We start from the raw sequence: 21,512 nt of genomic DNA on the forward strand, positions 1-21,512 counted from the left end.
TTGCAAAGCCGCTGAATCAAACTCCATTCATGGCTTATGATGAGAATACCTAACTCTCTCTTTGAGCGATATTCAAGACAGCATGCATAATTTGAGCTTGAGTAATCGCATCTAGCATCGTCGTCATTTCATCAGCAATGAGAAAGCGGGTATTGGGACCAAACGATCGAGCTATACAAAAACGTTGCAGCTCCCCGCCAGATAATTCATGAGGCCATCGACGAAACCATTCTTTTTCTATTCCAAGGGAAGAGAGCAATTTTTCATCGGGTTTCCATCCTTCGTTTAAGATGTCCTCCATCTTCCACCGAGGATTCACGGCTTTCTCTGGATGTTGAAAGACTAGTTGGACCAGAGATGAGTAAGAGGTGGTCAGTAATGAATGGTGAGATTCCTCTCATCTGGAATATCATAGCCCGATAGTACACGCCCAAGTGTGCTTTTTCCGCAACCGCTTGGACCTATAAGTCCAACGATTTCTCCTGGTTTAACTGTCAGGTTAACCCCTCGAAACACCCAAGGACCCTTTCGATAACGAAAACCTATATTACATGCCTCAAGTTGCATGTATACACCTCACCATTCCGCTTCGTAATTCCCATATTTCAGGTTGTACAAGGCCACACTCCCGTGTCGCAGTTTCACAACGATGTTCAAACAAACAACCAGAAGTTAAATTTTAATGAATTATCGCCCTTGTCTTTTAATATGCAACTATCATGCCAAACCGAAAAAATATTCAATATTTTTTCGGACTATGAAGAGTACTATTTATTTAAATAGTGATATAGAGAAGTTATTCTTCTATACTCATACCATAAAAATTTCATTTTATTTATTAGAAAATCGTAAATGAACATTTTATTTATATTATAAATTTATTGAATACTTTATCAAAATTGTACAGTTGTACACTTTCGTTCTGAACAACTGTACAATTTTTGAACACTTTTTTTGAACACTTTTTTGCATTCAGTTATTTCTATTCGCTTCAGTTTGTACAGCAAATACTGAGCCATCAAAATAAGATTCTGGTGCAAAAAATCTATGAAATTTGGACATACTGATATTACTACTCTCAAAAAGATGCGTGATCCGTATGACAAATGAAAATTTATTTAAGTGGAAGCACTACCATCAGCCTGACATTATTTTATGAACGGTAAGATAGTACCTATGGTAAAACCTCAATTTTAGAAATCTTGTGGATATGATAGAAGAACTGGTCTATCTATTGCAGATGTCACCATTATGTGTTGGATTCATCCATATGGACCTCAATGGATAAGAGCATCTGTCGTAGTAGAAGTTGATTTATTTGCAGGAGCGGATTCCTTAGAAGTTTGATTATCGGACGAACATAGAGCAAGAAACAGTAGCGAAATGCACAAAATAATGGTAAGTAATTTTACAAGCATCCTGTTCACTCCGTAATAATAGATTTACTTTTCATTTTACTGTTTAAAATCGGGTCTGATTTTTACTATATATAGCAAGATTATGGTATATTTAAAGAAACATACCCTCCTAATGTTTGATCTAAATTTCCTATAAGAGCCAATATGATGAAAATCAAACTAAATAAAGCATGATTGTTCGGATTAGCCAATCAAATTATCGTATTCATTATCTTTAGTATAGAGCTAGTTGACTTAGATACTAGCTCCTTTATCGTTTTGCGTAGACGAAAACATGAAGAATGGTTAGGGTCACAGGGCGAGCCAACAAATAAAAAAATAATAGAATCGTAATTATTTTCATATTAATGATGGGAATAATTATGCCTTTATTTGATTTATCTATTAGCGTGTTCTAATTTGATCGTCCGTTTTATCTTTGCGTAAATAAAACCATTGAATACGTGGCTAAATTAAGATAGATAGAGGAGACAATATAGTTAAATAAATCATTTTAACCACTGTAATGATACTTGTTTCCTTTTAAGGAGGGCTATAAAGTGAAAAACAATGAGCTGAAAGTCGGGATTCTATTTTCATTGACTGGTACGACAAGTATTACTGAACAAGGACTGCATCAAGCCAGTTTATTAGCCATACGCCATGTTAATGAGAGTGGTGGAATTAATGGGAAAACTCTGGTGCCGATCGTCGAAGATGCTGCCTCAGATCCTTATATAGCTGCCCGAAAAGCCGAAAAGCTGATCATTTCAGACCAAGTGACAGCCATTGTCGGGATCTATACTTCTGGCTGTCGGAAAATAGTTATCCCTGTTCTGGAAAAACATAATGCTCTGCTGTTTTATCCTACTTTTTACGAAGGTTCGGAACAACATCCGAATGTCATTTACTGTGGTTCGTTGCCCAATCAACAGTTGCTTGATTTTATTCCTTGGCTGATCCACAATGTTGGAAAATCCTTTTACTTACTTGGGTCCGATTATATTTATCCTTTGGAGACGAACCGTCACATTCGCCAATTGATTCAATCCAATGGTGGTACCGTGTATGGCGAAAAACATGTAGCCCTAGGACACCAGAATTTTGCTAAGACACTCAATGAAATTCGCGGAATGAATCCCGATGTTATCTTCTCGACGTTGGTCGGAGACAGTGCACTCAGCTTTTACCAACAGCATGAGAAATACAAGATGCATCAACCAATTGCCAGCACCGTTTCGGCTGAAACGGAAATTGTGGCTCTTCATCCCTACAGGGCTTTAGGCCATTATTCTTGTTTTCCCTACTTCAGTTCTATCGACAGTGTCAGTAATAGAAAGTTCATCACTGAATTCCGACAAACATATGGCACCGATATAATCAGTTCCATGATGGAGAGCGCTTACAATAGCGTTTTATTACTGGCTGAAGCCTTAAAGAGGACCAATACAATTTCGACCGACTCCATTCGCAGCGCTTTATCCGGACTTTCACTCGAAACTCCGCAAGGAAAAGTCATATTTGATAGTTCGACTCAGCATTTATGGCTGAATTCTAGGATCGGAAAGGTCAATAAATCCGGTCGGTTCACCATTGTATGGGAATCGGGAAAGCCCATTGTACCCATTCCATTTCTGGAACATGAGTTATTAGATCCAACTCTGGATTTCAATCCTGTGGATGACGCTGACTATTTGAAGTCCAAAATTATGCGGCATGATCCTCTTTTGTCCATATTGAAAAAATCTTTGGCAACCATGCCCGTTCCATTTGCTTATTTTGATGAAGACGGTGTGATGCTAGAGATCTTCAATTCACCTTTGATTCCTGCTCACCTTCATGAATTGAAGCTTGGGGACAGTGGTTATAGTGCATCTTTAGGCAACAGTGGAATCGGTCTTGCACTGCGCAAATACTCATCTTCTTATGAAGTGACCAGGGAACTGGGGACTGGAGAATCCCCATTTGGGTTGACGACAGTAGGTTTCCCCATCATCGGGAACTCCGGCGTCCGCAAAGGTGTGTTAGCTGTATGGATTCCTGACACTGCTCCGGAATCTACTGAACCCCTGCTCACAAGTATAGGGAGTATCATCCATGTATGTGCCAACATGGCAGATATCGAAGAGGAACAGCGTACATTATCCGATGTACTGCATGGAGTATCTGCTCAACTTACGAAGAGCCTATTTGTCGTAAAAGAAGGAAGGGTCCTGTTTCAAAATCAAACGGCCGATACACTATTCAAACGCAAACGGGATTTAGTCAACTCCGTTCTGCTGGAGCTTTCTTCAGAACAAGAAGAAGAAAGTATAGAAAACATCGTTCGTACTCTAAGGCGGGAGGATTCAGAAGAAAGCTATGAAGTTAAAGTGATCTATAAAAATTCTATGTACTTCATATATTTCAAACCGCTCCCTCGTCAAATGCATCGTTTTTCTTTGAAAGAGAGGCATAGCTTAACAACTAATGATTTAATTGGCTTGAACGAATTGTTTTTGCAAACTATTGAGTTTGCTCGTTCCGCTGCTAAAACGAAAGCAAACGTCCTTTTGCTAGGAGAAAGTGGAACCGGGAAAGAGATGTTCGCCCGTGCTATTCATAATGAAAGCAAACGAAAGGATAAACCATTTGTGGCGATAAACTGCGCTTCCATTTCAAAAGAACTAATCAATGCTGAACTGTTCGGTTATGAAGATGGAGCGTTCACAGGAGCCAAAAAAGGAGGGAACGCGGGCAAATTCGAAATTGCAAACGGGGGAACACTTTTCCTTGATGAGATCGGGGATATGCCCATTGATCTTCAGACAACATTATTGAGAGTATTACAGGAGAAGGAAGTCGTACGAGTCGGCGGCCATAAGCCTATTCCGGTGGATGTACGTATTATTGCCGCAACGAACAAAAATTTGTTTCAGGAAATAGCCTATAGTGGCTCTTTTCGGAGCGACTTGTATTACCGTTTGAATGTTTTTACAATCGAACTGATTCCACTCCGTAAAAGAACTGAAGATATTATCGAGTTGAGCAGCTATTATTTGGAGGAACTTAGTGCTGAAATGGAACAGCCGAGGAAGGATCTTTCAGAGGAAGCCGCCGAACTATTAAGAAAATACAATTGGCCCGGAAACATTCGGGAGTTGAACAATGTCATAGAAAGAGCATTTTATTTGGCAGGGGAATCTCCTTTCATTACGGCACATCACCTACCTCAATTTATTGTTCATTATTCTAATGTCTCGCGAGTAAACGAGCGGGACATATTAGTTGATTCTCTTCCGGATGTGGCGAACATTGAAGAGAGTATACAGAAAAGCGATGAGCACGAACGACAGGTTTACATTAAAGCTTTAATGGACTATAAAGGAAATATTTCAAAAACAGCCAAACACCTAGGCATTTCTCGCACAACCTTGTACTCTAAACTTAAAGAGCATAACATTCAAAATGAAAGAGTTAAATGAGGAAGATTCAGGTTCGATAATAATTCACTAGAAATATGAAACTGCATTAACCTGTTAACTTTGAGATTAAGCAGCTAACTCCATTAAATTATAATTGACAGGGATTCTCACCCTGGATAATATGCACAAGAACTCTTGCTTATTATATTCTTGTATAAAAATTTGAATATCCTATACCAAGAGAAAAAGCAAATTATCATTAGGGTCCCATCCTTCGTTTAAGGTGTCCTTCAATTTCCAACTAGTATGCAGGGATTTCTTCGAATGCTGAAATACTAGTTGGACCGGAGAAGGGCGGGATGTTGTCCTTAATGAATATTGAAAGTAACTTAAGAGGTACGTTCAAAATAGAAAGTTCCTCTACTTTATATTTAATTAATCCTCTTTATTTAAAATCAACAACGACAGGATTATCATTACGTACAGACATACGAACATGTGCCCCCACACGCATTAAAGGATCAAGGAAATTAACCGACTGTGGAACCAATGCAATTTCCCTCCCGCGCAAGGCAGCTTGCCGTACTGGCGAAAGTTCGTCTCCTAAAAATTTATCGTGCCGCTCACTCTTGCATTGCTAGGCAAAATCCCTAGAATGGCATGGGCGAACAAGCTTTTCCCTGAATCACTGGAACCGACTACGGCAAGAATTTCTCCTTCATGCATCGTGATATCAAGACTCGTAATCGCCTTCACATTTTTTCTGTCTCAGTAATTTTTTTAAAAAAAATACGCCTGAAAAAATCAGGCGTTAGTAAACTGGTCTTACTGTATCCAAAGTTTAAACAATCCTTCTATTACTCCTAAGTTGTACATGTAATAAATCCCAAACACTGTACTAATCACCCCAGTAATTTGGGTAAGTGTTTTATTCAGACTTATCTTTTTCGCACTAAAAACAAATGGAATTCCAATAATTGTAGTAAAGAAAAGCATACCAATGACTGTTCCTGCACCAAATATAAGGATATACATAGCGCCTTCCCAAACACTCTTTACAGTACTCATCGTTAATAGAATCATTGCCCCACTTCCTGCAAGGCCATGAACTAAGCCAATCAACACGGATTTTAGATATGATACATTTTTATGGGAGTGTTTATGCTCATGTTTACCACTGTTTTCATGGGAATGAACGTGTTTATGTTCTTCTGTATGGTGTTCATGCTCATGTATATGAATATTTTTAAAAGAAAGGATCGTTGTAACACCAAGATAAACAAGCATAATACCTACTAAAAATTCTAATGACATAGCCCATTCTTCCGGTATTTCATCTTTCATAAGAATGAAAATAATCCCCACTATAAATAATGTTGCAGTGTGGCCTATCCCCCAAAACACTCCTGCTAAAGAGGATCGCAACAACTTCTTACTTTGACTAGCTATTGTCGATACAGCGATTATATGGTCTGGTTCAATTGCGTGTTTGATTCCAAGTACAAATCCCAAAGCTAGAATGGATAGATAACTTACCTCCATTGATATACCTCCTTCGTTTTTTAAATATCATCTACGATTCTGTCTCTTTATGATTTTAAAAAGTACGCATTATGAAATCGATTCCATTATAAGTAAACAAATTTTTCATTCATACTTAGCCACTACTAGATTATAATTTCATAGAAAAATAATAAAGTTGTTAATCATTGCAAGAGTAAGTATCTAGGCTATGTTATACAGTAGGTTATTGACCTATCCTACAAACGAGAAGAAAGTTTACCTTTAATTTTGGAATCAATAAAAAATCCCAGTAAAATCAAATATGTGTGCATAGATTCGTAACTCACCAATACCGTTACATAGGCTTTAGGAACTGCTTTCATCACGAATAAGATTGTACAGGTAGCTATTAATTAATTTAGAAACTACAATTATTATTCATTCAAAGAAAGTTTAATTTTAAAAACAGACAGGCGCTATGCCTGTCTGGCCATCATACGTTAAGCCCTTAATTTTATATTAGAAGCCTGATCCTTAGAAGATGCTGAGGGCTTTGTAGACCAATACGCAACTACGAAAAGTAGGATTGTAAGTATTGTTACCCCCCATGTTGTTTTTGGCCCCACTGCATCCCACTGACCAATTAAGATAAGAAAAGCAGGAATAGCCGCCGTAATCCAGGATTGAATGAGGGCCACGCATCCGGTGAAGATCCCAATATCTTTCTTTGCGGCTAGTAATAGGTAGAACAATGTCCAGAGAAAAGACCACATCAACCAAATAATAGTAAACTTGACATCATTAAAATGGATCAAGTTTACACCCGCATAGCCTAATGCGAGGATAGCTACCCATAAGGAGTACCAGCCTACACCTGATGGATCATAGTTTTTCAGATTTGTAATACCCACGTAAAGGTACGTTAGACCAAACAGAAAAATACCAGAGGCATTAAAAATGGCCCAAGAATCCCCATTTGCTGTGAAAATTAAATAGAAAGGAGAGATCACCTGTATAGCACCAACAAAGAGATTAAACACCCCTGCGCTTTTGCCATTGATTTTACCGAACAGCATTAGACTGTTGACAAATAATACAGCACCTACATACATTAGTCCAACCGAGCTCACTTTTTTAGCCTCCTTTAAGAATCAGTAGAATACATCACTTCTTTTAGGGATAGAATCCAGACTATAGTGTTCTTTTTTCTCCGTGTAAATTCAAAGAAATTTAACACTTTCAATAATATATAACGAGCGTAAATGCCTCAAAATTCATTTACGCTCGTTTATTAATATTTTACTTTGGTGATGATATCCTAATAGTCTAGCATTCCAACATAATCAGGTTTAATTTTAAACCCACAGTTACTAAGACAATAAGTATAGATTTATAGTAAATCGGGAAGCCAGCTTCCTATTTTGAACATGTACTTCGTTCTTGGTAATATACTGAATAAAAAGACCTTGTCCACATTTTGTCATTTCAAAAACGATCAGAGGTAGCAGACGCATGAAGACAAAAGCAATATCTATCAAAGAAAGTTTTCCCCAATTCTTTTGAATAATTTACCTGATGCCAGTATTGATTTCAATTCAATGACTCTTTAAAGAAAGATCTTCTAGAAGTACTTGCTTCTTGATCCAACTAATAACTTCATCCAGACCTTCTTCTGTTACCATATTGGTGAACAAATATGGCCGATCCACTCTCATACGTTTAGTGTCACGGTCCATCATCTCCAAGTCTGCACCAACGTAAGGAGCAAGATCGATCTTGTTAATGACTAGCAAATCGGAACGAGTAATACCTGGACCGCCTTTGCGTGGAATTTTATCTCCTTCGGCCACATCGATAACGTAAATGAAAGCATCGACTAGCTCTGGGCTAAAGATGGCCGACAAGTTGTCGCCCCCACTCTCTACCAAAATAAGCTCGACATCTGGAAAACGCGTAGCAAGATCGTCAATCGCCTCCAAATTCATGGAAGCATCCTCCCGGATGGCCGTATGAGGACACCCGCCCGTTTCGACTCCAACGATTCGTTCCGGAGGAAGTACCCCTGAACGAACGAGAAACTCTGCATCTTCTTTCGTATAAATATCGTTCGTGACGACGGCCATACTGTATTCCTTCGCCATGTGTTTAGTCAAACGCTCAGCCAGTGCCGTTTTTCCTGAACCAACTGGTCCTGCAATACCTAATCTGACATATCCCATTTTACATACCTCCACTAAAAGTTTATTGTTTGCTGCCCATCAAACTTTGATCTACATGATCATGGTGGTGATCATGATCATGGTGGTGATGTCCGCCCCCCTTCGGAATAGGTTGGAAGCGTCTACATTGTGTCTCATACTGTACATGTAACTTGTTCAACAGCACTTTCGTCGGGTCGTCTATTAGTAGAACAATTTCCCCGCTATCCGTCACTTCAAGAGGCAAATGTCTATTCCCGAACTCATAGGCGATCAACCCAAGCTCTTTCGTTGATTCGGAGAACACAACGAAAACATCGCAAGGCTGAAGGGATACAAGAACTTTCCCTTTCCCTTCCCTTGTCAGAATATCTCCATGGCGAAGTGAAGTCTGTGGCTGCAGTGGCAAGGAAATGCCTATTTCTCTGCCGCGATTCGTCTTCTTGCGAAGAATTCGTTTAGCACATTCATCCCATGTCAATTCAACAGTTTCAAATCCACGTAACTCCTCGTTCTCATGAGTAAGCCCCTCAGCAAATGCATTTCCTACTATTTGATTGCAAATCATTACACATCATCCTTTCTTATCTAAGAAAATAAAGGCGGCTCATTGGTACTTCCTCCAACGGATCGCAGGTCACCACTTCCCCATCTACTTCTACACGGTATGTCTCAGGATCCACTTTAATATTCGGACAATAATCGTTCCGTATCATATCTTTTTTACCAAGATTTCTCGTATTTCGAACCGGTACGAACTTCTCGGCAGATGCTGGGAGCTGATCGGCGATTCCGTTATCTATAGCTGCTTGGTTAACAAAAATATAGGACAGTTTGTTCGGATTGCTTCCAAAAGATCCATACTGTGGTCGGTACAGCACAGGTTGACAAGTCATGAGCGAAGCGTTCGGCTCTCCCATCGTTGACCATGCAATAAAACCACCTTTAATAATCGTCTCGGGCTTCACACCGAATAAGGTATGCCGCCAAAGAACTATATCTGCCAGCTTGCCAGGTTCCAAAGAACCGACATAATCTTTAATGCCAAATACAGTAGCAGGATTAATTGTATATTTGGCCAAATAACGAAGCGCACGAGCATTGTCATTGTCTCCTTGTTCCTCAGGTAACGCCCCCCGCTGAAGTTTCATTTTCGAGGCAAGCTGCCATACACGCAAAATGCTCTCTCCAATGCGTCCCATACCTTGAGAGTCGGAACCCATAATACTGATAGCCCCCATATCGTGAAGAACGTCTTCCGCAGCTATCGTTTCTGCTCGAACACGAGAATCTGCAAAGGCGACATCCTCGGGTACTGCCGGATTCAAATGATGACAAACCATAATCATATCTTGATGTTCATCTACCGTATTGACGGTATATGGGTTTGTCGGATTAGTGGAGGATGGAATAATATGCGGATAGCCTGCCGCCTTTAGTATATCCGGTGCGTGACCTCCGCCTGCTCCTTCGATGTGATAGGCATGAATGGTACGTCCATTGATTGCTTCCAATGTATCATCTACGAAGCCCGACTCGTTCAGCGTGTCGGTATGAATTTGAACTTGAAAATCCATTTCATCTGCCACTTGAAGGGCTGTATCGATCACTGACAGCGTGCTTCCCCAGTCTTCATGAATTTTAAGTCCAATCGCTCCTCCTTTGATTTGTTCGACCAATGCCGCTTTGTCACTCGAATTACCTTTACCAAGCATGCCCATGTTCATAGGGAACGCCTCAAAAGCAGCAATCATTCGTTGGATATTAAAAGCACCGGGCGCTTCGATACCTACAGTCTTTGGACCTGTTCCACCTCCCAGCATGGTCGTGAGTCCGCTGCTGAGTGCCTCTTCAACCAATTGGGCTGAGTCAAAGTGTACATGGGTATCGATCCCACCTGGTGTAGCTATCATTCCTGGATCAGCGGAAATGATATCCGTACCGGGACCAACGATCAGACCCGGAGTAATCTCCATCGTGTTAGGATTTCCAGCCTTTCCGATGCCCACGATTTTGCCTTCCTTGATGCCAATATCGCCTTTGACAATCCCTTGAATAGGATCCATTATGATGACATTCGTAATGACAAAATCTAGTGCACCTTCACTATTTGGAATAGATGATTGTCCCATCCCCTCCCGTAATGTCTTACCACCGCCAAATACTGCTTCGTCTCCATAGTTCGGAGCATTATAGTCCTTCTCAATTTCAATCCAAAGATTTGTATCTGCAAGCGAGATCTTGTCTCCAACAGTTGGACCGTATAATTCACCGTAATGCTCTCTGCTTATTTCCATGGTTATCCCCTTTTCATCATTATAATTATTTCATGTATCCTTTTTCTGAACCGTTTTGAAGGAACTGTCCCGAATAGCTTGATCTTCAACAGAACCTTTCGTCAATCCATTAAAACCAATTAATTTACCCTTTCCTGCGAAAGCAACCCGTCGGACAACCGCCGCAATGCCGGACTCAGATCGTTTCTATTCGGAAATCCGGATATAGCGGAAGGATCCGGTTCACTTATTATTTTGGAATATTCTATCATCTACTAAATATTAGAATTTGTTAATATTAGATGTTGATATTTCTAGTTAAGCTATCATAAGTGATATTCGGTCAATCTTATTTTGAATCCTGATAACCAGACAATCCTGTTTATCAGGAACAAGCTGCATGAATCATTTTTTGTAATATTATAATTTTTCTGTCTATTTTATGACTGATATTTATTACATCGGGATCAGAGAGTTCTTTATTCTTTGCCAATTCATACATAACTAGTCGATCGTCATCTATACTATTCTTTAGATCTAGTAAATTTTTACAAACCATTAACTTATCCCTTTCTCTCCGCTATTTGTGAAGTTTTTTAATTTAAAAATCCTAAGAAAACCTCAGAAACTTACTAAAAGATTTTATAATCCATTGCTCTACTTCTTTAAAACCAGAAATCGATACTATTCTTTAACACAGCCACATGTTAATTAGCTTTATTTCCCGTCACTTGTACGATTAGGTCCCGTTCTTTCACTCTGGGCAGGGTGTTTACTTGCGTCAATATCCCCGCCCATCGTTCGTCATTCTTTCATATACCCTTTTTCTCGAGCCATTTTGAAGGCATTTTCTCGAATGGTTTGATCTTCACTAGAACCCATCGTCAACCCATTAAAACCGAATATATTCCTTTTCCCTCTAAAGTCGACCAACTGAATGGTCTTTTCTTCACCAGGTTCAAACCGAATAGCTGTACCAGACAATATATCTAGATGCTTACCAAATGCTTTTTCACGGTCAAATTGCAGGGCTTTGTTCACTTCAAAAAAGTGAAAGTGGCATCCTACCTGAATTGGACGGTCACCACAATGCTGAACTCGAATCACCTCTCTGTGAGACCCTGGACGTAGCGTAATAGATTCTTCTTCGTAACGAATTTCTCCTATATTTCCATTAATTTTCATCATTCTGTCACCTCCTAAAATATTAAACAGTTTGGTTCACGATGTCGGATCTTGTCGAAGTAAAAATCGAATCATCCAATGTAAAATAGTTTTCCTTCCCTATCTCTGCTCTTGTCGGGAGACGAATTGGGTCATGTATAGTGATTAACTTTGATCCGTCAGAAAACATTCCTTCCACTTGTAAGATTGGGATTAGCTCTCTCACTCCAGGTAGGACATCTTCTTGTGACAATATTTGTGTGCCGAAAGAAATAATATCAGCCAACCGCTTGTTCGCTGTAACGGCCTGTTCCATCAGCTCATCGCTTATAATTGCCGCCGCTTCTGGGTAATTGAGTTTCAGTCCATTTTTCAATCTTCTTCTTGCTAATTCAGCTGTAGTAAATACTAGCAGCCTTTCATTTTCCCTTGGAGTTAAATGCATTTTTTCCTCCACCACCTATTCTTATTTTTATGACATGCAGAGCCTTGTATATAAGGTTTCATGTTCCATTGAAGCAATCTCAAGACCAGGAGAAAAACTATTTACGTTCTCAATCATAAAGTCTTCTTCTCTCATCGAATAACTTTCCAATCGTTTTCCAAGTCTGTAGAGCACAAGCTGCGACTCATTCTGACCAAGTGGCATAATTCGGGTCGCCACGGATACCAAAGAGACCAATCCAGAAAACAAAAACGTCTGCACAGTCTCCCATAAAGGTAAAGACAGTTTTGCCGCCACTACGCCATAGCCTATCGCGTAGTGATACTGTAAAGAATTGTTCAACAAGTTTCCATAAAAGGAAGCTTCATTGCCTACCTGTAGATTTTTCACACCGATCAATAGCGATCTACCCGTTTTCATACTAGCCTCGAATAACTCCTTGGCAGGTTTTGCAGCCGTATACAATTCCTGAAGCTCGGCCAATCTAACTGAATCATCCTGTAAAGTAGCCTCATACGCCTCTTTGACAAATACAGCGTCTAAATGAATGTTTACTTCAAGTATGGTTTGCAAAACACTCTCTACTTCTGCCGCTGTATTGATACGGTAGGTATGAATATAGGTTTCAAGACCGTAAGAGTGGTTAAAGCTACCTGTTGGAAATGTTCCTCCAGACAGTTGCAACCATGTAAGTAAACTTGATGTTTGCTTATTTCCGGATATAAGGCAACTCCCCTTTCAACAAGTTTTCATAAATGGAGCTGTTATTGTTGTCGTCATGTAAATTTTCCACACCGATCAATAGCGATCTACCCTTTTTCATACTAGCCTCGAATAACTTGGCAGGTTTTCCAGCCGTATACAATTCCTGAAGCTTGGCCAATCTAACTGAATCATCCTGTAAAGTAGCCTTATACGCCTCTTTGACAAATGCAGCGTCTAGACGAATGTTTACTTCAAGTATAGTTTGCAAAACACTCTCTACTTCTGCCGCTGTATTGATACGGTAGGTCTGAATATAGGTTTCAAGATCGTAAGAGTGGTTAAAGCTATCTGTTGGAAATGCTCCTCCAGACAGTTGCGACCATGTAGGTAAACTTGATGTTTGCTTATTTCCGGATATAGGGCAACTCCCCTTTCAACATTAGCGGTCTCATAAAGGACCAAACGTCATTAAACAATTCTGTCATCTCTTCGTAGTTCGAACTAAGTGCTTTGATCGTAATGACACCACTTGGATGCAGTGAACACCCTGAACGAACACTCGATCTGTCCTTTGTTGATAAATACTCCTGAAGCCCTGCAATGTTATCGGCCTTACCTTGACCGGCATATAAGTACAAGTTTCCCCAATGGGAGTATCCTTCTAAATAACCAAGCCGCGCGAATTGTTCTCGTTCCATGTTCAATCGATATTGCTCCCAAATCGCCAGCTTCCCTCCGATATATAAATGAAACCGATTCGAGAGACTTCTGAAATCGAACGACTCTCCCGCGCTTTTACGGCCACTGGAGTACATTTCGCAGTAAGCTAATACAGAGTTTGGATGTACATCAATCCAAGTTTGTGTCTCTAGTTCCGATTGTCGAAACAAAGAGATCGCCTCGGGAAAACATTCAAAGCTGGCATTCTCACCTACATGAAAGTGTTGGTTTATATAGGCCTTGCCTTCTGGCATTTGATAGATTTTGGAAGTTGAGGCGTTCGTCAAATAAAGACGGGCACCATCTTCCACACGTATGGAATAATCCGCACGATCTCCAGCCAACATTCCCCCTGCTGTATCGAAAACATACACGAATGCAGTACCCATATCGTCCAAATAAAATGGACGCATGATCTTTAATGGAAATCTGTAATTCATCCGGGAAACGTAACTTTTTTCATTCTGGTCAACCTTAATAGCGAGTTCCAACATACCCTCCTGCATGTTCTATCTCCTTTCGCTGCCACCCGATGAAGATGAATCTTAGATGATCAATTACTTCTTGTCATCTTCCATCGGGACGTCTGCTGTAAGTATCCCGTTACCCTACTCCAGCTCTTGTTGGATTGTATGCGCTATCAATCTTATCCCATTGGATTGTATGCGCTATCAATCTTATCCTGGTGAAGCAGCGTTAAAAGCTCGTAAGCCTCGCGACAATTACTTCTTGTTTTTCTCACAACCTAATCAATCCTCTGTCGGACGACATCTTTTAAACCACAAGGGATAGGCCAACCTCCTATAATGAATTATCGCCCTTGTCTTTTAATATGCAATTATCGTGCCAAACCGACAAACTATTCAATCTTTTTGGACTATGAAGTGGAGCAGCGTTTGAAAGCCCGTAAGCCTCGCGACAATTACTTCTTGCTTTTCTCACAACCTAATCAATCCTCTGTCGGACGACATCTTTTAAACCACAAGGGATAGGCCAACCTCCTATAATGAATTATCGCCCTTGTCTTTTAATATGCAATTATCGTGCCAAACCGACAAACTATTCAATCTTTTTGGACTACGAAGTGGAGCAGCGTTTGAAAGCTCGTAAGCCTCGCAACAATTACTTCTTGTTTTTCTCACAACCTAATCAATCCTCTGTCGGACGACATCTTTTAAACCGCAAGGGATAGACCAACCTCCTATAATGAATTATCGCCCTTGTCTTTTAATATGCAATTATCGTGCCAAACTGACAAACTATTCAATCTTTTTTAGGACTATGAAGAGTAATATTATTTAATTAGTGACTTAGAGAAGTTTTTTCCTATCTCATACCATAAAAAAAATTTATTTTATTTATTAGAAAATCGTAAATCAACATTTTATTTATATTATAAATTTATTAAATACTTTATCAAAATTGTTCAGTTGAACACATTTTCGTTGAACAATTGAACACTTTTTTTGAACACTTCTTTGAACACTTTTTTGCATTCAGTCTGGATATAAGGTGTAACCATGATCGATTTTGGAAAGGTTTAGGAAGGGTTCAAACATTGTGGAGTCCAGATGGGGTTAATACCAGCGTCGCTATCATAAATCGCAAACACAGGATAAAAAGAGGTAAATGAACATCTTGTTGATGTGATACAACATTTATTGAATAAAATATCGCAGTTCAACAAATAATAGGAAAAATAAACATAATAGGGTGCTGGACTATGATATTGCAAAAATTGATAAAAAAAATCAAATTTCAAAAAATGATGAAGGATAAAAAGAATTCGGAGCCTAAAGATGAAAAGGGTCCTCAGTCCATCTCGATTTCGAAAAATTTGCAGGATAATCTCCATCACATTCAAAATATTTTAAGCTCTAATGCTGATCTTATTATTCGTAAGTTTACCTTTGGTAAAAATAAAACCGAAGCGTTTATTATCAACATTGATGGAATGAGTGCAGCGACCGCTATTAATGAAAACATATTGGGTGCATTAATGAGGGATGTAGGGAAGTCGTTTGATGACAAAGAACTCAGTATAGACAGTATTAAAGACGGCGCTTTAAACATGAATGATGTATCAAAAATAAGTTATATGGAAGAGGCCATTGAAAGTATATTAAACGGCGATACTGTCCTTTTTTTGGATGAGGAAAACATGGCCCTCCAAATTGGAACAAGTGCATGGGAACACAGAAATGTTGAACAATCGGCTTCTGAGAGAGTCGTAAGAGGCTCTCACGAAGCCTTTACAGAATCCATACGTGTCAATACGTCACTTATTAGAAGAAGAATTAAAGACCCGAATTTGAAGATAGAGCAGATGAAGATCGGTTGGCGTACCCGAACCACTATAGGGATTATTTATATCCATAATCTTGCGAACGATAAGATAGTGGAAGAAGTAAAGCGACGGTTAAAATCAATCGACACCGATGCGATCCTAGAATCAGGCTACATTGAAGAGTTTATTGAGGATGCGCCACTTTCTATCTTTCCGACAATCGGGAACACAGAGGTACCCGATAAATTCTCTGCTAAAATATTAGAGGGTAGAGTTGGCATATTGGTCGATGGTACCCCAACAGCTTTAACAGTACCTTTCTTGTTTGTTGAATGTTTTCAAACCGCAGAGGACTATTATTCCGGTTCTTTTCTTTCATCGCAATCCCGATTGCTTCGATTTTTGGCATTACATGTCAGCGTATTTTTACCGGGGATTTACGTTGCATTGACCACCTTTCATCCCAATATTATTCCTAAACCGCTATTGCTCACAATATTAACAACTCGTGAGAATATCCCCTTTCCTGCTCTCGTAGAAGCATTTTTGCTGATGATTATGTTTGAATTAATCAGAGAAGCCGGAATTCGTATGCCATTAGCTGTAGGGCAAGCTGTTAGTATCGTTGGAGCCTTGATATTAGGTGATGTAGCGGTTAACGCCGGGGTAGTTAGCCCTTTTATGATTATCGTTGTTGCGTTAACTGCGATTATGGGTTTTCTTATACTGCCGCTTACCGATCCGGTTACGTTGTTAAAATTTCCAATTCTCATTTTAGCTTCTACATTCGGGTTATTTGGTATCATATGGAGTTACATCTTTATTGTCATTCACCTTGTTTCACTTCGTTCTTTTGGTGCGCCATACATGTCGCCGCTCATGCCGTTGACTTTAAAAGATCTCAAGGATGCCTTAATAAGAGTCCCCTGGTGGCTAATGAAGACAAGACCCCAAGCAATCAGCTGGAGAAATTCCCTAAGGGAGAAAGAAGATCTAAAGCCTGAACCACCCTCAAAAAAGACTGTAGGTGACAATAAATCATGATCAAGAGGATGGCTTTTATTTTGTTACTCATAATGTCATTCATCGTCGTGACAGGATGCTGGGATCGAGTTGAATTAAACGATCGTGCGTTCATTATTGCCACTGGGATTGATAAGGATCAAGAAAGTGGGAAAATGGTGACTACGTTACAAGTCATCGTACCTGAAAAAATTGACACAGCTACAAAAAAAGGAGGCGGGGAAAATGCAGCCGTACAGATTGTTTCTGCCAAAGGGAGTACCGTTTATGAAACACTCCAATACATAAAATTTGAATTAATGAAGAAACCTTATTTCCAGCATAATCGCATACTCGTTATCGGCGAACAAGCGGCTAAAGAAGGAGTTACTCCTTATTTGAACTTTTTTATGCGAACGAGGGAAGGTCCAGAACGATCTATTATTTTAGTTTCCAAAGGAAACGCAAGCGAAATTCTTCGTTGGCAAAGTGATGTGAAAAAGATTCCAGCTGATTACATCGAGGGCTTAGTACATGGAGAAGATATCTTTTCCATGACCTCGACGGAGAATATTCATGAATTTATGGTTAAGATTTCGGGTAATACAACCTCACCTTATACCTCGGGGATTGAAATTCGAAAAAATGAGGAGAGCGGAAAAGAAGAAGCTAAAGTTACCGAGACAGCAGCTTTTAAAAAGGATAAATTAGTAGGATGGTTGAATTTAGAGGAAAGCAAAGGGATGCAATGGATCAATAATGAATTTGGTACCGGGATCATTGAAACCGGATACCCCGAAATGAACAACGAAAACATTATTTTAAAAATGATCAAGTCACGTACCGAATTGAAACCTAAATTAAAGGATGGAAAAATGATCATGACTATCGAAGTGAAAGGGGAAGGAAATATCGAAGAACTGAAAGGAAACGTAGCGTTGAATTCTCAGAAAGTTATTGGGAATTTAGAAAAAAATATATCCACTGAAGTCAAAAATGAAATTGAAAACTGTCTTAAACAAGCGCAAAAAACATTAAAAACTGACATCTTTGGTTTCGGGGAAGCCATCCACAGTAAATACCCAAAAGAATGGGAAAAAATTGAGGGGCATTGGGATGATTATTTTCCTGGGATGGATGTAGAGGTTAACGTTAAAATAAAAATCAGAAACACTGGCATGCTTATTGAACCTATCTAAGCACTTTGAAAGAAGGGGATCGCCTTGTATAAGGAGAAAATATCCGCTAATCAAGCTCTGATGTTAGTTTTGGCAGGTGGTGTGGGAAACATTTTTGTCGTTATAGCTGTACCGGCTATTAAAGATGCCGGAAGAGATGGTTGGATTTCGGTCCTATTGGCGTATGGTATTGCGGCTCTCATCGGCCTTACATTGATTCAATTGGGGAAGAGATTTCCCGATAAAACGTTTGTTCAGTACCTTCCGATCGTTATAGGGAAAATCCCTGGAAAAATCGCAGGATTGTTCTATATTATCGCTTTTTGGGTGATGACCGCGCATATCTTGCGAGTAGCGCTTGAGTTGATGAAGTTTTTCTTGCCAGAAACCCCCTCCGTTTATGTTAGCATACTTATGTCCATTTTAATGGTGTATGTAATGAAAAAGGGCTTTGAGGTTTTTTCCAGGACCGCTGAATTCTTTTCAATCACGATGATTGTTCTCATCTTCATCCTCATACTTTTCATTTTGCCGGATCTAGAATGGGCAAACTTGGCTCCTGTCATGGAAAACGGCGTGATGCCTGTTATTAAAGGATTGCGGACTCAAGTTCCCTATGCGGCTGAGACCATCCTATTTATGGCAATCTGGCTCCCTTGTTTAAATGACGGAAAAAAAGCGACAAAGGCCTTGCTTATTGGTATGTTGATTTCTGGGATACTTCTTACTGCTCTAGTGGCTGTGAATATTGCCTTTGCCGGAATTGAATTGACGCCTAAACAGCTATATCCTGTATTTTATATATCTAGCTATATTCAAATCGCAAACACATTTGCAGGATTCGAAGCTATATTTATGACCTTATGGTTATCGACCGCCTATTTGGCACTGCAGGTTTTCTTTTATCCCCCTGTTGTTGGATTGGCCCAATGGTTAAATCTGAAGGATTACAAGCCATTGATTATTCCAATGACCATTGTCATCATCGCATTGGCGACCGTACCATCCAATGTGATCGAGGTCCTTAAAGTGGATACTCTAAAGAATCCATATGTGATACTACCCTTGAGCTTATTGATACCTTTTGTCTGGGTAGTATCAGTAATAAGGAAGCTAGATGAATCTTAAGTCTTTCTTTATGGTTGAGGCAATGGAGGTATAGGGAAAACGAATCCTAAAGCAAATGACACGGAAAGTCCGAATCCAATGAGCAATATGATCGAAAATGCCCAAAGTTCTGCCCGCGCGTTAGCTCGTACCAGCTTTGGTACTTCAAAATAAACGATTCCAGCGAAAATTACTACAAGGATAACGATTTTCAACATCGATGACATCACCCTTTCAAGAATATCTATGCTTAGGTACAGATATTTATAATCTTCGCACAACTGATGAAAAATATTCATAGAAATGATTTGGTATAAGTTGGGGTGATCATTTGAAAAGCAAAATAAACCAGTTGTTTGAGGATCAAAAGAGTGTTCATGTAGTGTATACCTATAAGTTGAAAATGAACGTCTTTACTCTATTATTCACAAAGAACTAAGCATGCAGTTAACGAAAGATCAAATGGAGTTTATTCACCACATTAATAATTTCGACTTCTATTATTCAACCCGCAGTTATCATCCTTCCACGATCGTTGATTGCTTTAATAAAACGGTACAACCATACCTAGAAAATAAACTCTCTTTCCGGGCATGGTCACATGTGGAGTGGGCTACTATGACTGATGTGCGTACGATGGAGAGAAAATGCCAGACTATCTCCAAACACTTTTGTTGGAGACTCACCCTTATGTTTTACTAGAGGATGAATTCATCATTTCCGAACAATACCAGCCATTAAAAAAGGAGCAAGCATGATGAGACTTCTTTTTTGATTAACAAAGTGATAAAAGGTAGTCGACTTATGTACGCGAAACATTGAAAAAAAGGAAGTACTTTTGCTATAATTTTCTAGAAATAGAAATATTCCTCTTTTGAATTTCTGTTTTTAGGAGAGAAATAAACTCTTTATTTACATTGAGCTCAAGGGCTCTATTATATGCCCCTATTAAGTCTTTATCTGTGATGTGCATCAATTATTCATAACTACTCCTTGCTTAATAATATAATTTCGTTACTACCACGGTGTAAGTAGTGTAAAACATAGATGTTCCGCCATCCGACTTCATTGGGTGTTTTTTTTGCATATTCCATTCACAAAAAAAGCCTGCGTTTATGCAAAAAACTGTACCAATTGAAGATAAAACAGGCCCAAAAAGACAATAGAACCACTAACGTATAGAATTTGTATAAGGACAATTTGGCTCATTGTTAAAAACGTTGATACAGCAAGGTTAAAACAACTTTAATGTTGGGGTAGCGTCAGGAAAATACGGATTTACAACGTTTAAGAATCCAAAAAATAACCCTGTATAAATGAATATAGGGTTATCAGACTTTTTATAAATGGTCAAACCTTCTACCTCGTTATGTTGTCATTTCTGTTTCTTATTCTGACCATGGTGAATGTAAGATACAATCACAGAAATTCTTTCGTTTGTAGTTTGGTATAAAGAACTCACATACGTCTGATTTAATATTGCCAAAAGTAGTTTCCGGCTTATGCTTAAAACCTTCATAAAATGCTGGAATAATTTCTTGTTTGAAATTGTTACGTGGGAAAGCTTTTACAATTTCTTCACGCAAGGCGACTGGGAATTGTTCAAAACCGTCCCCCATGACATCTAAACCAACGCCTGAATAGAGTAGTGCCACTTCAGACTCTTTATGTTCTGCGATACCAATTGTGGTATGTAATGCGATAGTATCCCAGACAAGACGAATCGACTCAGCTGGAACCTGATACTGCTGTAAAAAACTTCTCGCTGCATTTGCACCGTCTACTTCAAACCGTAAATCTGGACTACTGTACTTTTTGGTTAAGCCTAAATCATGGAATAATGCACTGACATATAGCAACTCTAAATCATAATTCAGCTTCGCTTTTTTTCCGTTGATTGCACCAAATAAAAATACACGATTTGAATGATTCCACAACAAATCGTCCCCATGCTCTCTCAAAATATCTGCTGCATCTTTCGCCAATTGAGAATCCGGAATTTTAATACCTGCTATTTCTTGAAACATATTTGAACATCCCCTTTACATTTTGATAGTACTCATCTTCATGAGCTTGTCTTCATTGTAAAGATGGTTTTGTTATTTTCCTATTCAATTATTTCTATA

At 39.2% G+C, this 21,512-nt stretch carries 20 protein-coding genes and 2 pseudogenes; 5 read left to right on the plus strand and 17 right to left on the minus strand.

The features are described 5' to 3' along the window. Positions 1-49: 49 nt before the first annotated feature. Positions 50-319 (minus strand): ATP-binding cassette domain-containing protein, encoded by a 270-nt coding sequence (locus AWH49_RS21090; RefSeq protein ID WP_342341787.1) that lies wholly within the window; start codon positions 317-319, stop codon positions 50-52. Between the two features lie 53 nt (positions 320-372). After that, the gene (locus AWH49_RS21255) at positions 373-567 is read right to left on the minus strand and encodes an ATP-binding cassette domain-containing protein (RefSeq protein ID WP_157723708.1); all 195 of its coding nucleotides are present in this window, start codon (positions 565-567) and stop codon (positions 373-375) included. A 532-nt stretch (positions 568-1,099) separates the two neighbouring features. On the opposite strand from AWH49_RS21255, the pseudogene AWH49_RS21260 reads away from it, so the two are divergent. Further along, a pseudogene (locus AWH49_RS21260) lies at positions 1,100-1,281 on the plus strand (IS6 family transposase); the annotation flags it as partial. Positions 1,282-1,957: 676 nt separating this feature from the next. Then, a complete protein-coding gene (locus AWH49_RS10475) occupies positions 1,958-4,861 on the plus strand; it encodes a transporter substrate-binding protein (protein ID WP_063965651.1) in 2,904 nt (967 codons plus the stop codon). Between the two features lie 403 nt (positions 4,862-5,264). Here AWH49_RS10475 and AWH49_RS20740 read toward each other — a convergent pair. The 12 genes and pseudogenes from AWH49_RS20740 to AWH49_RS10525 all read right to left on the minus strand — a co-directional run. Then, a pseudogene (locus tag AWH49_RS20740) lies at positions 5,265-5,551 on the minus strand (ATP-binding cassette domain-containing protein); the annotation flags it as partial. A gap of 75 nt (positions 5,552-5,626) precedes the next feature. Further along, on the minus strand, positions 5,627-6,343 hold the full coding sequence (locus tag AWH49_RS10480) for an urease accessory protein UreH domain-containing protein (protein WP_063965652.1): 717 nt from the start codon (positions 6,341-6,343) through the stop codon (positions 5,627-5,629). 461 nt (positions 6,344-6,804) lie between these two features. Further along, positions 6,805-7,434 carry an AmiS/UreI family transporter gene (locus tag AWH49_RS10485; RefSeq protein ID WP_063965653.1) on the minus strand — a complete coding sequence of 210 codons (630 nt, stop codon included), beginning with the start codon at positions 7,432-7,434 and terminating at the stop codon, positions 6,805-6,807. 465 nt (positions 7,435-7,899) lie between these two features. Continuing rightward, positions 7,900-8,523 carry an urease accessory protein UreG gene (gene ureG / locus AWH49_RS10490; RefSeq protein WP_063965654.1) on the minus strand — a complete coding sequence of 208 codons (624 nt, stop codon included), beginning with the start codon at positions 8,521-8,523 and terminating at the stop codon, positions 7,900-7,902. Between the two features lie 22 nt (positions 8,524-8,545). After that, positions 8,546-9,070, minus strand: a complete 525-nt coding sequence (locus AWH49_RS10495) for an urease accessory protein UreE (RefSeq protein WP_063965655.1) — start codon at positions 9,068-9,070, stop codon at positions 8,546-8,548. Positions 9,071-9,086: 16 nt separating this feature from the next. After that, on the minus strand, positions 9,087-10,805 hold the full coding sequence (ureC, locus tag AWH49_RS10500) for an urease subunit alpha (RefSeq protein WP_425305706.1): 1,719 nt from the start codon (positions 10,803-10,805) through the stop codon (positions 9,087-9,089). A gap of 358 nt (positions 10,806-11,163) precedes the next feature. Beyond that, positions 11,164-11,337, minus strand: a complete 174-nt coding sequence (locus AWH49_RS19190) for a Spo0E family sporulation regulatory protein-aspartic acid phosphatase (RefSeq protein ID WP_018393314.1) — start codon at positions 11,335-11,337, stop codon at positions 11,164-11,166. 245 nt (positions 11,338-11,582) lie between these two features. Then, positions 11,583-11,966: an urease subunit beta gene (gene ureB, locus AWH49_RS20970; protein WP_063965657.1), complete on the minus strand. Its 384-nt coding sequence runs from the start codon at positions 11,964-11,966 to the stop codon at positions 11,583-11,585. A gap of 19 nt (positions 11,967-11,985) precedes the next feature. Next, positions 11,986-12,387 carry an urease subunit gamma gene (ureA, locus tag AWH49_RS10510; protein WP_063965658.1) on the minus strand — a complete coding sequence of 134 codons (402 nt, stop codon included), beginning with the start codon at positions 12,385-12,387 and terminating at the stop codon, positions 11,986-11,988. Positions 12,388-12,414: 27 nt separating this feature from the next. Beyond that, positions 12,415-12,960 (minus strand): urease accessory protein UreF, encoded by a 546-nt coding sequence (locus AWH49_RS10515; protein ID WP_063965659.1) that lies wholly within the window; start codon positions 12,958-12,960, stop codon positions 12,415-12,417. Positions 12,961-13,096: 136 nt separating this feature from the next. Continuing rightward, positions 13,097-13,510 carry an urease accessory UreF family protein gene (locus tag AWH49_RS20020; protein WP_082862780.1) on the minus strand — a complete coding sequence of 138 codons (414 nt, stop codon included), beginning with the start codon at positions 13,508-13,510 and terminating at the stop codon, positions 13,097-13,099. Continuing rightward, a complete protein-coding gene (locus AWH49_RS10525) occupies positions 13,497-14,318 on the minus strand; it encodes an urease accessory protein UreD (protein WP_063965661.1) in 822 nt (273 codons plus the stop codon). Before AWH49_RS10525 ends, AWH49_RS20020 begins: the two co-directional genes overlap by 14 nt. Positions 14,319-15,535: 1,217 nt before the next feature. On the opposite strand from AWH49_RS10525, the gene AWH49_RS10530 reads away from it, so the two are divergent. The 3 genes from AWH49_RS10530 to AWH49_RS10540 are packed head-to-tail and all read left to right on the plus strand — an operon-like array spanning position 15,536 to position 19,407. Next, positions 15,536-17,143 (plus strand): spore germination protein, encoded by a 1,608-nt coding sequence (locus AWH49_RS10530; protein ID WP_063965662.1) that lies wholly within the window; start codon positions 15,536-15,538, stop codon positions 17,141-17,143. After that, the gene (locus AWH49_RS10535) at positions 17,140-18,300 is read left to right on the plus strand and encodes a Ger(x)C family spore germination protein (protein ID WP_063965663.1); all 1,161 of its coding nucleotides are present in this window, start codon (positions 17,140-17,142) and stop codon (positions 18,298-18,300) included. Before AWH49_RS10530 ends, AWH49_RS10535 begins: the two co-directional genes overlap by 4 nt. Positions 18,301-18,324: 24 nt before the next feature. Next, the gene (locus tag AWH49_RS10540) at positions 18,325-19,407 is read left to right on the plus strand and encodes a GerAB/ArcD/ProY family transporter (RefSeq protein WP_063965664.1); all 1,083 of its coding nucleotides are present in this window, start codon (positions 18,325-18,327) and stop codon (positions 19,405-19,407) included. A gap of 8 nt (positions 19,408-19,415) precedes the next feature. Here AWH49_RS10540 and AWH49_RS10545 read toward each other — a convergent pair whose 3' ends face one another. From AWH49_RS10545 to AWH49_RS10555, 3 genes are all read right to left on the minus strand, one after another. Continuing rightward, a complete protein-coding gene (locus AWH49_RS10545) occupies positions 19,416-19,604 on the minus strand; it encodes a hypothetical protein (RefSeq protein WP_063965665.1) in 189 nt (62 codons plus the stop codon). 623 nt (positions 19,605-20,227) lie between these two features. After that, positions 20,228-20,359, minus strand: coding sequence for a sporulation histidine kinase inhibitor Sda (gene sda / locus AWH49_RS19200; RefSeq protein WP_244886804.1), 132 nt, complete (start codon positions 20,357-20,359; stop codon positions 20,228-20,230). A 415-nt stretch (positions 20,360-20,774) separates the two neighbouring features. Then, on the minus strand, positions 20,775-21,413 hold the full coding sequence (locus tag AWH49_RS10555; protein WP_063965666.1) for an HD domain-containing protein: 639 nt from the start codon (positions 21,411-21,413) through the stop codon (positions 20,775-20,777). Between the last annotated feature and the right edge of the window lie 99 nt (positions 21,414-21,512).

The sequence above is a fragment of the Domibacillus aminovorans genome (genome assembly GCF_001643235.1).
Taxonomy (GTDB): domain Bacteria; phylum Bacillota; class Bacilli; order Bacillales; family Domibacillaceae; genus Domibacillus; species Domibacillus aminovorans.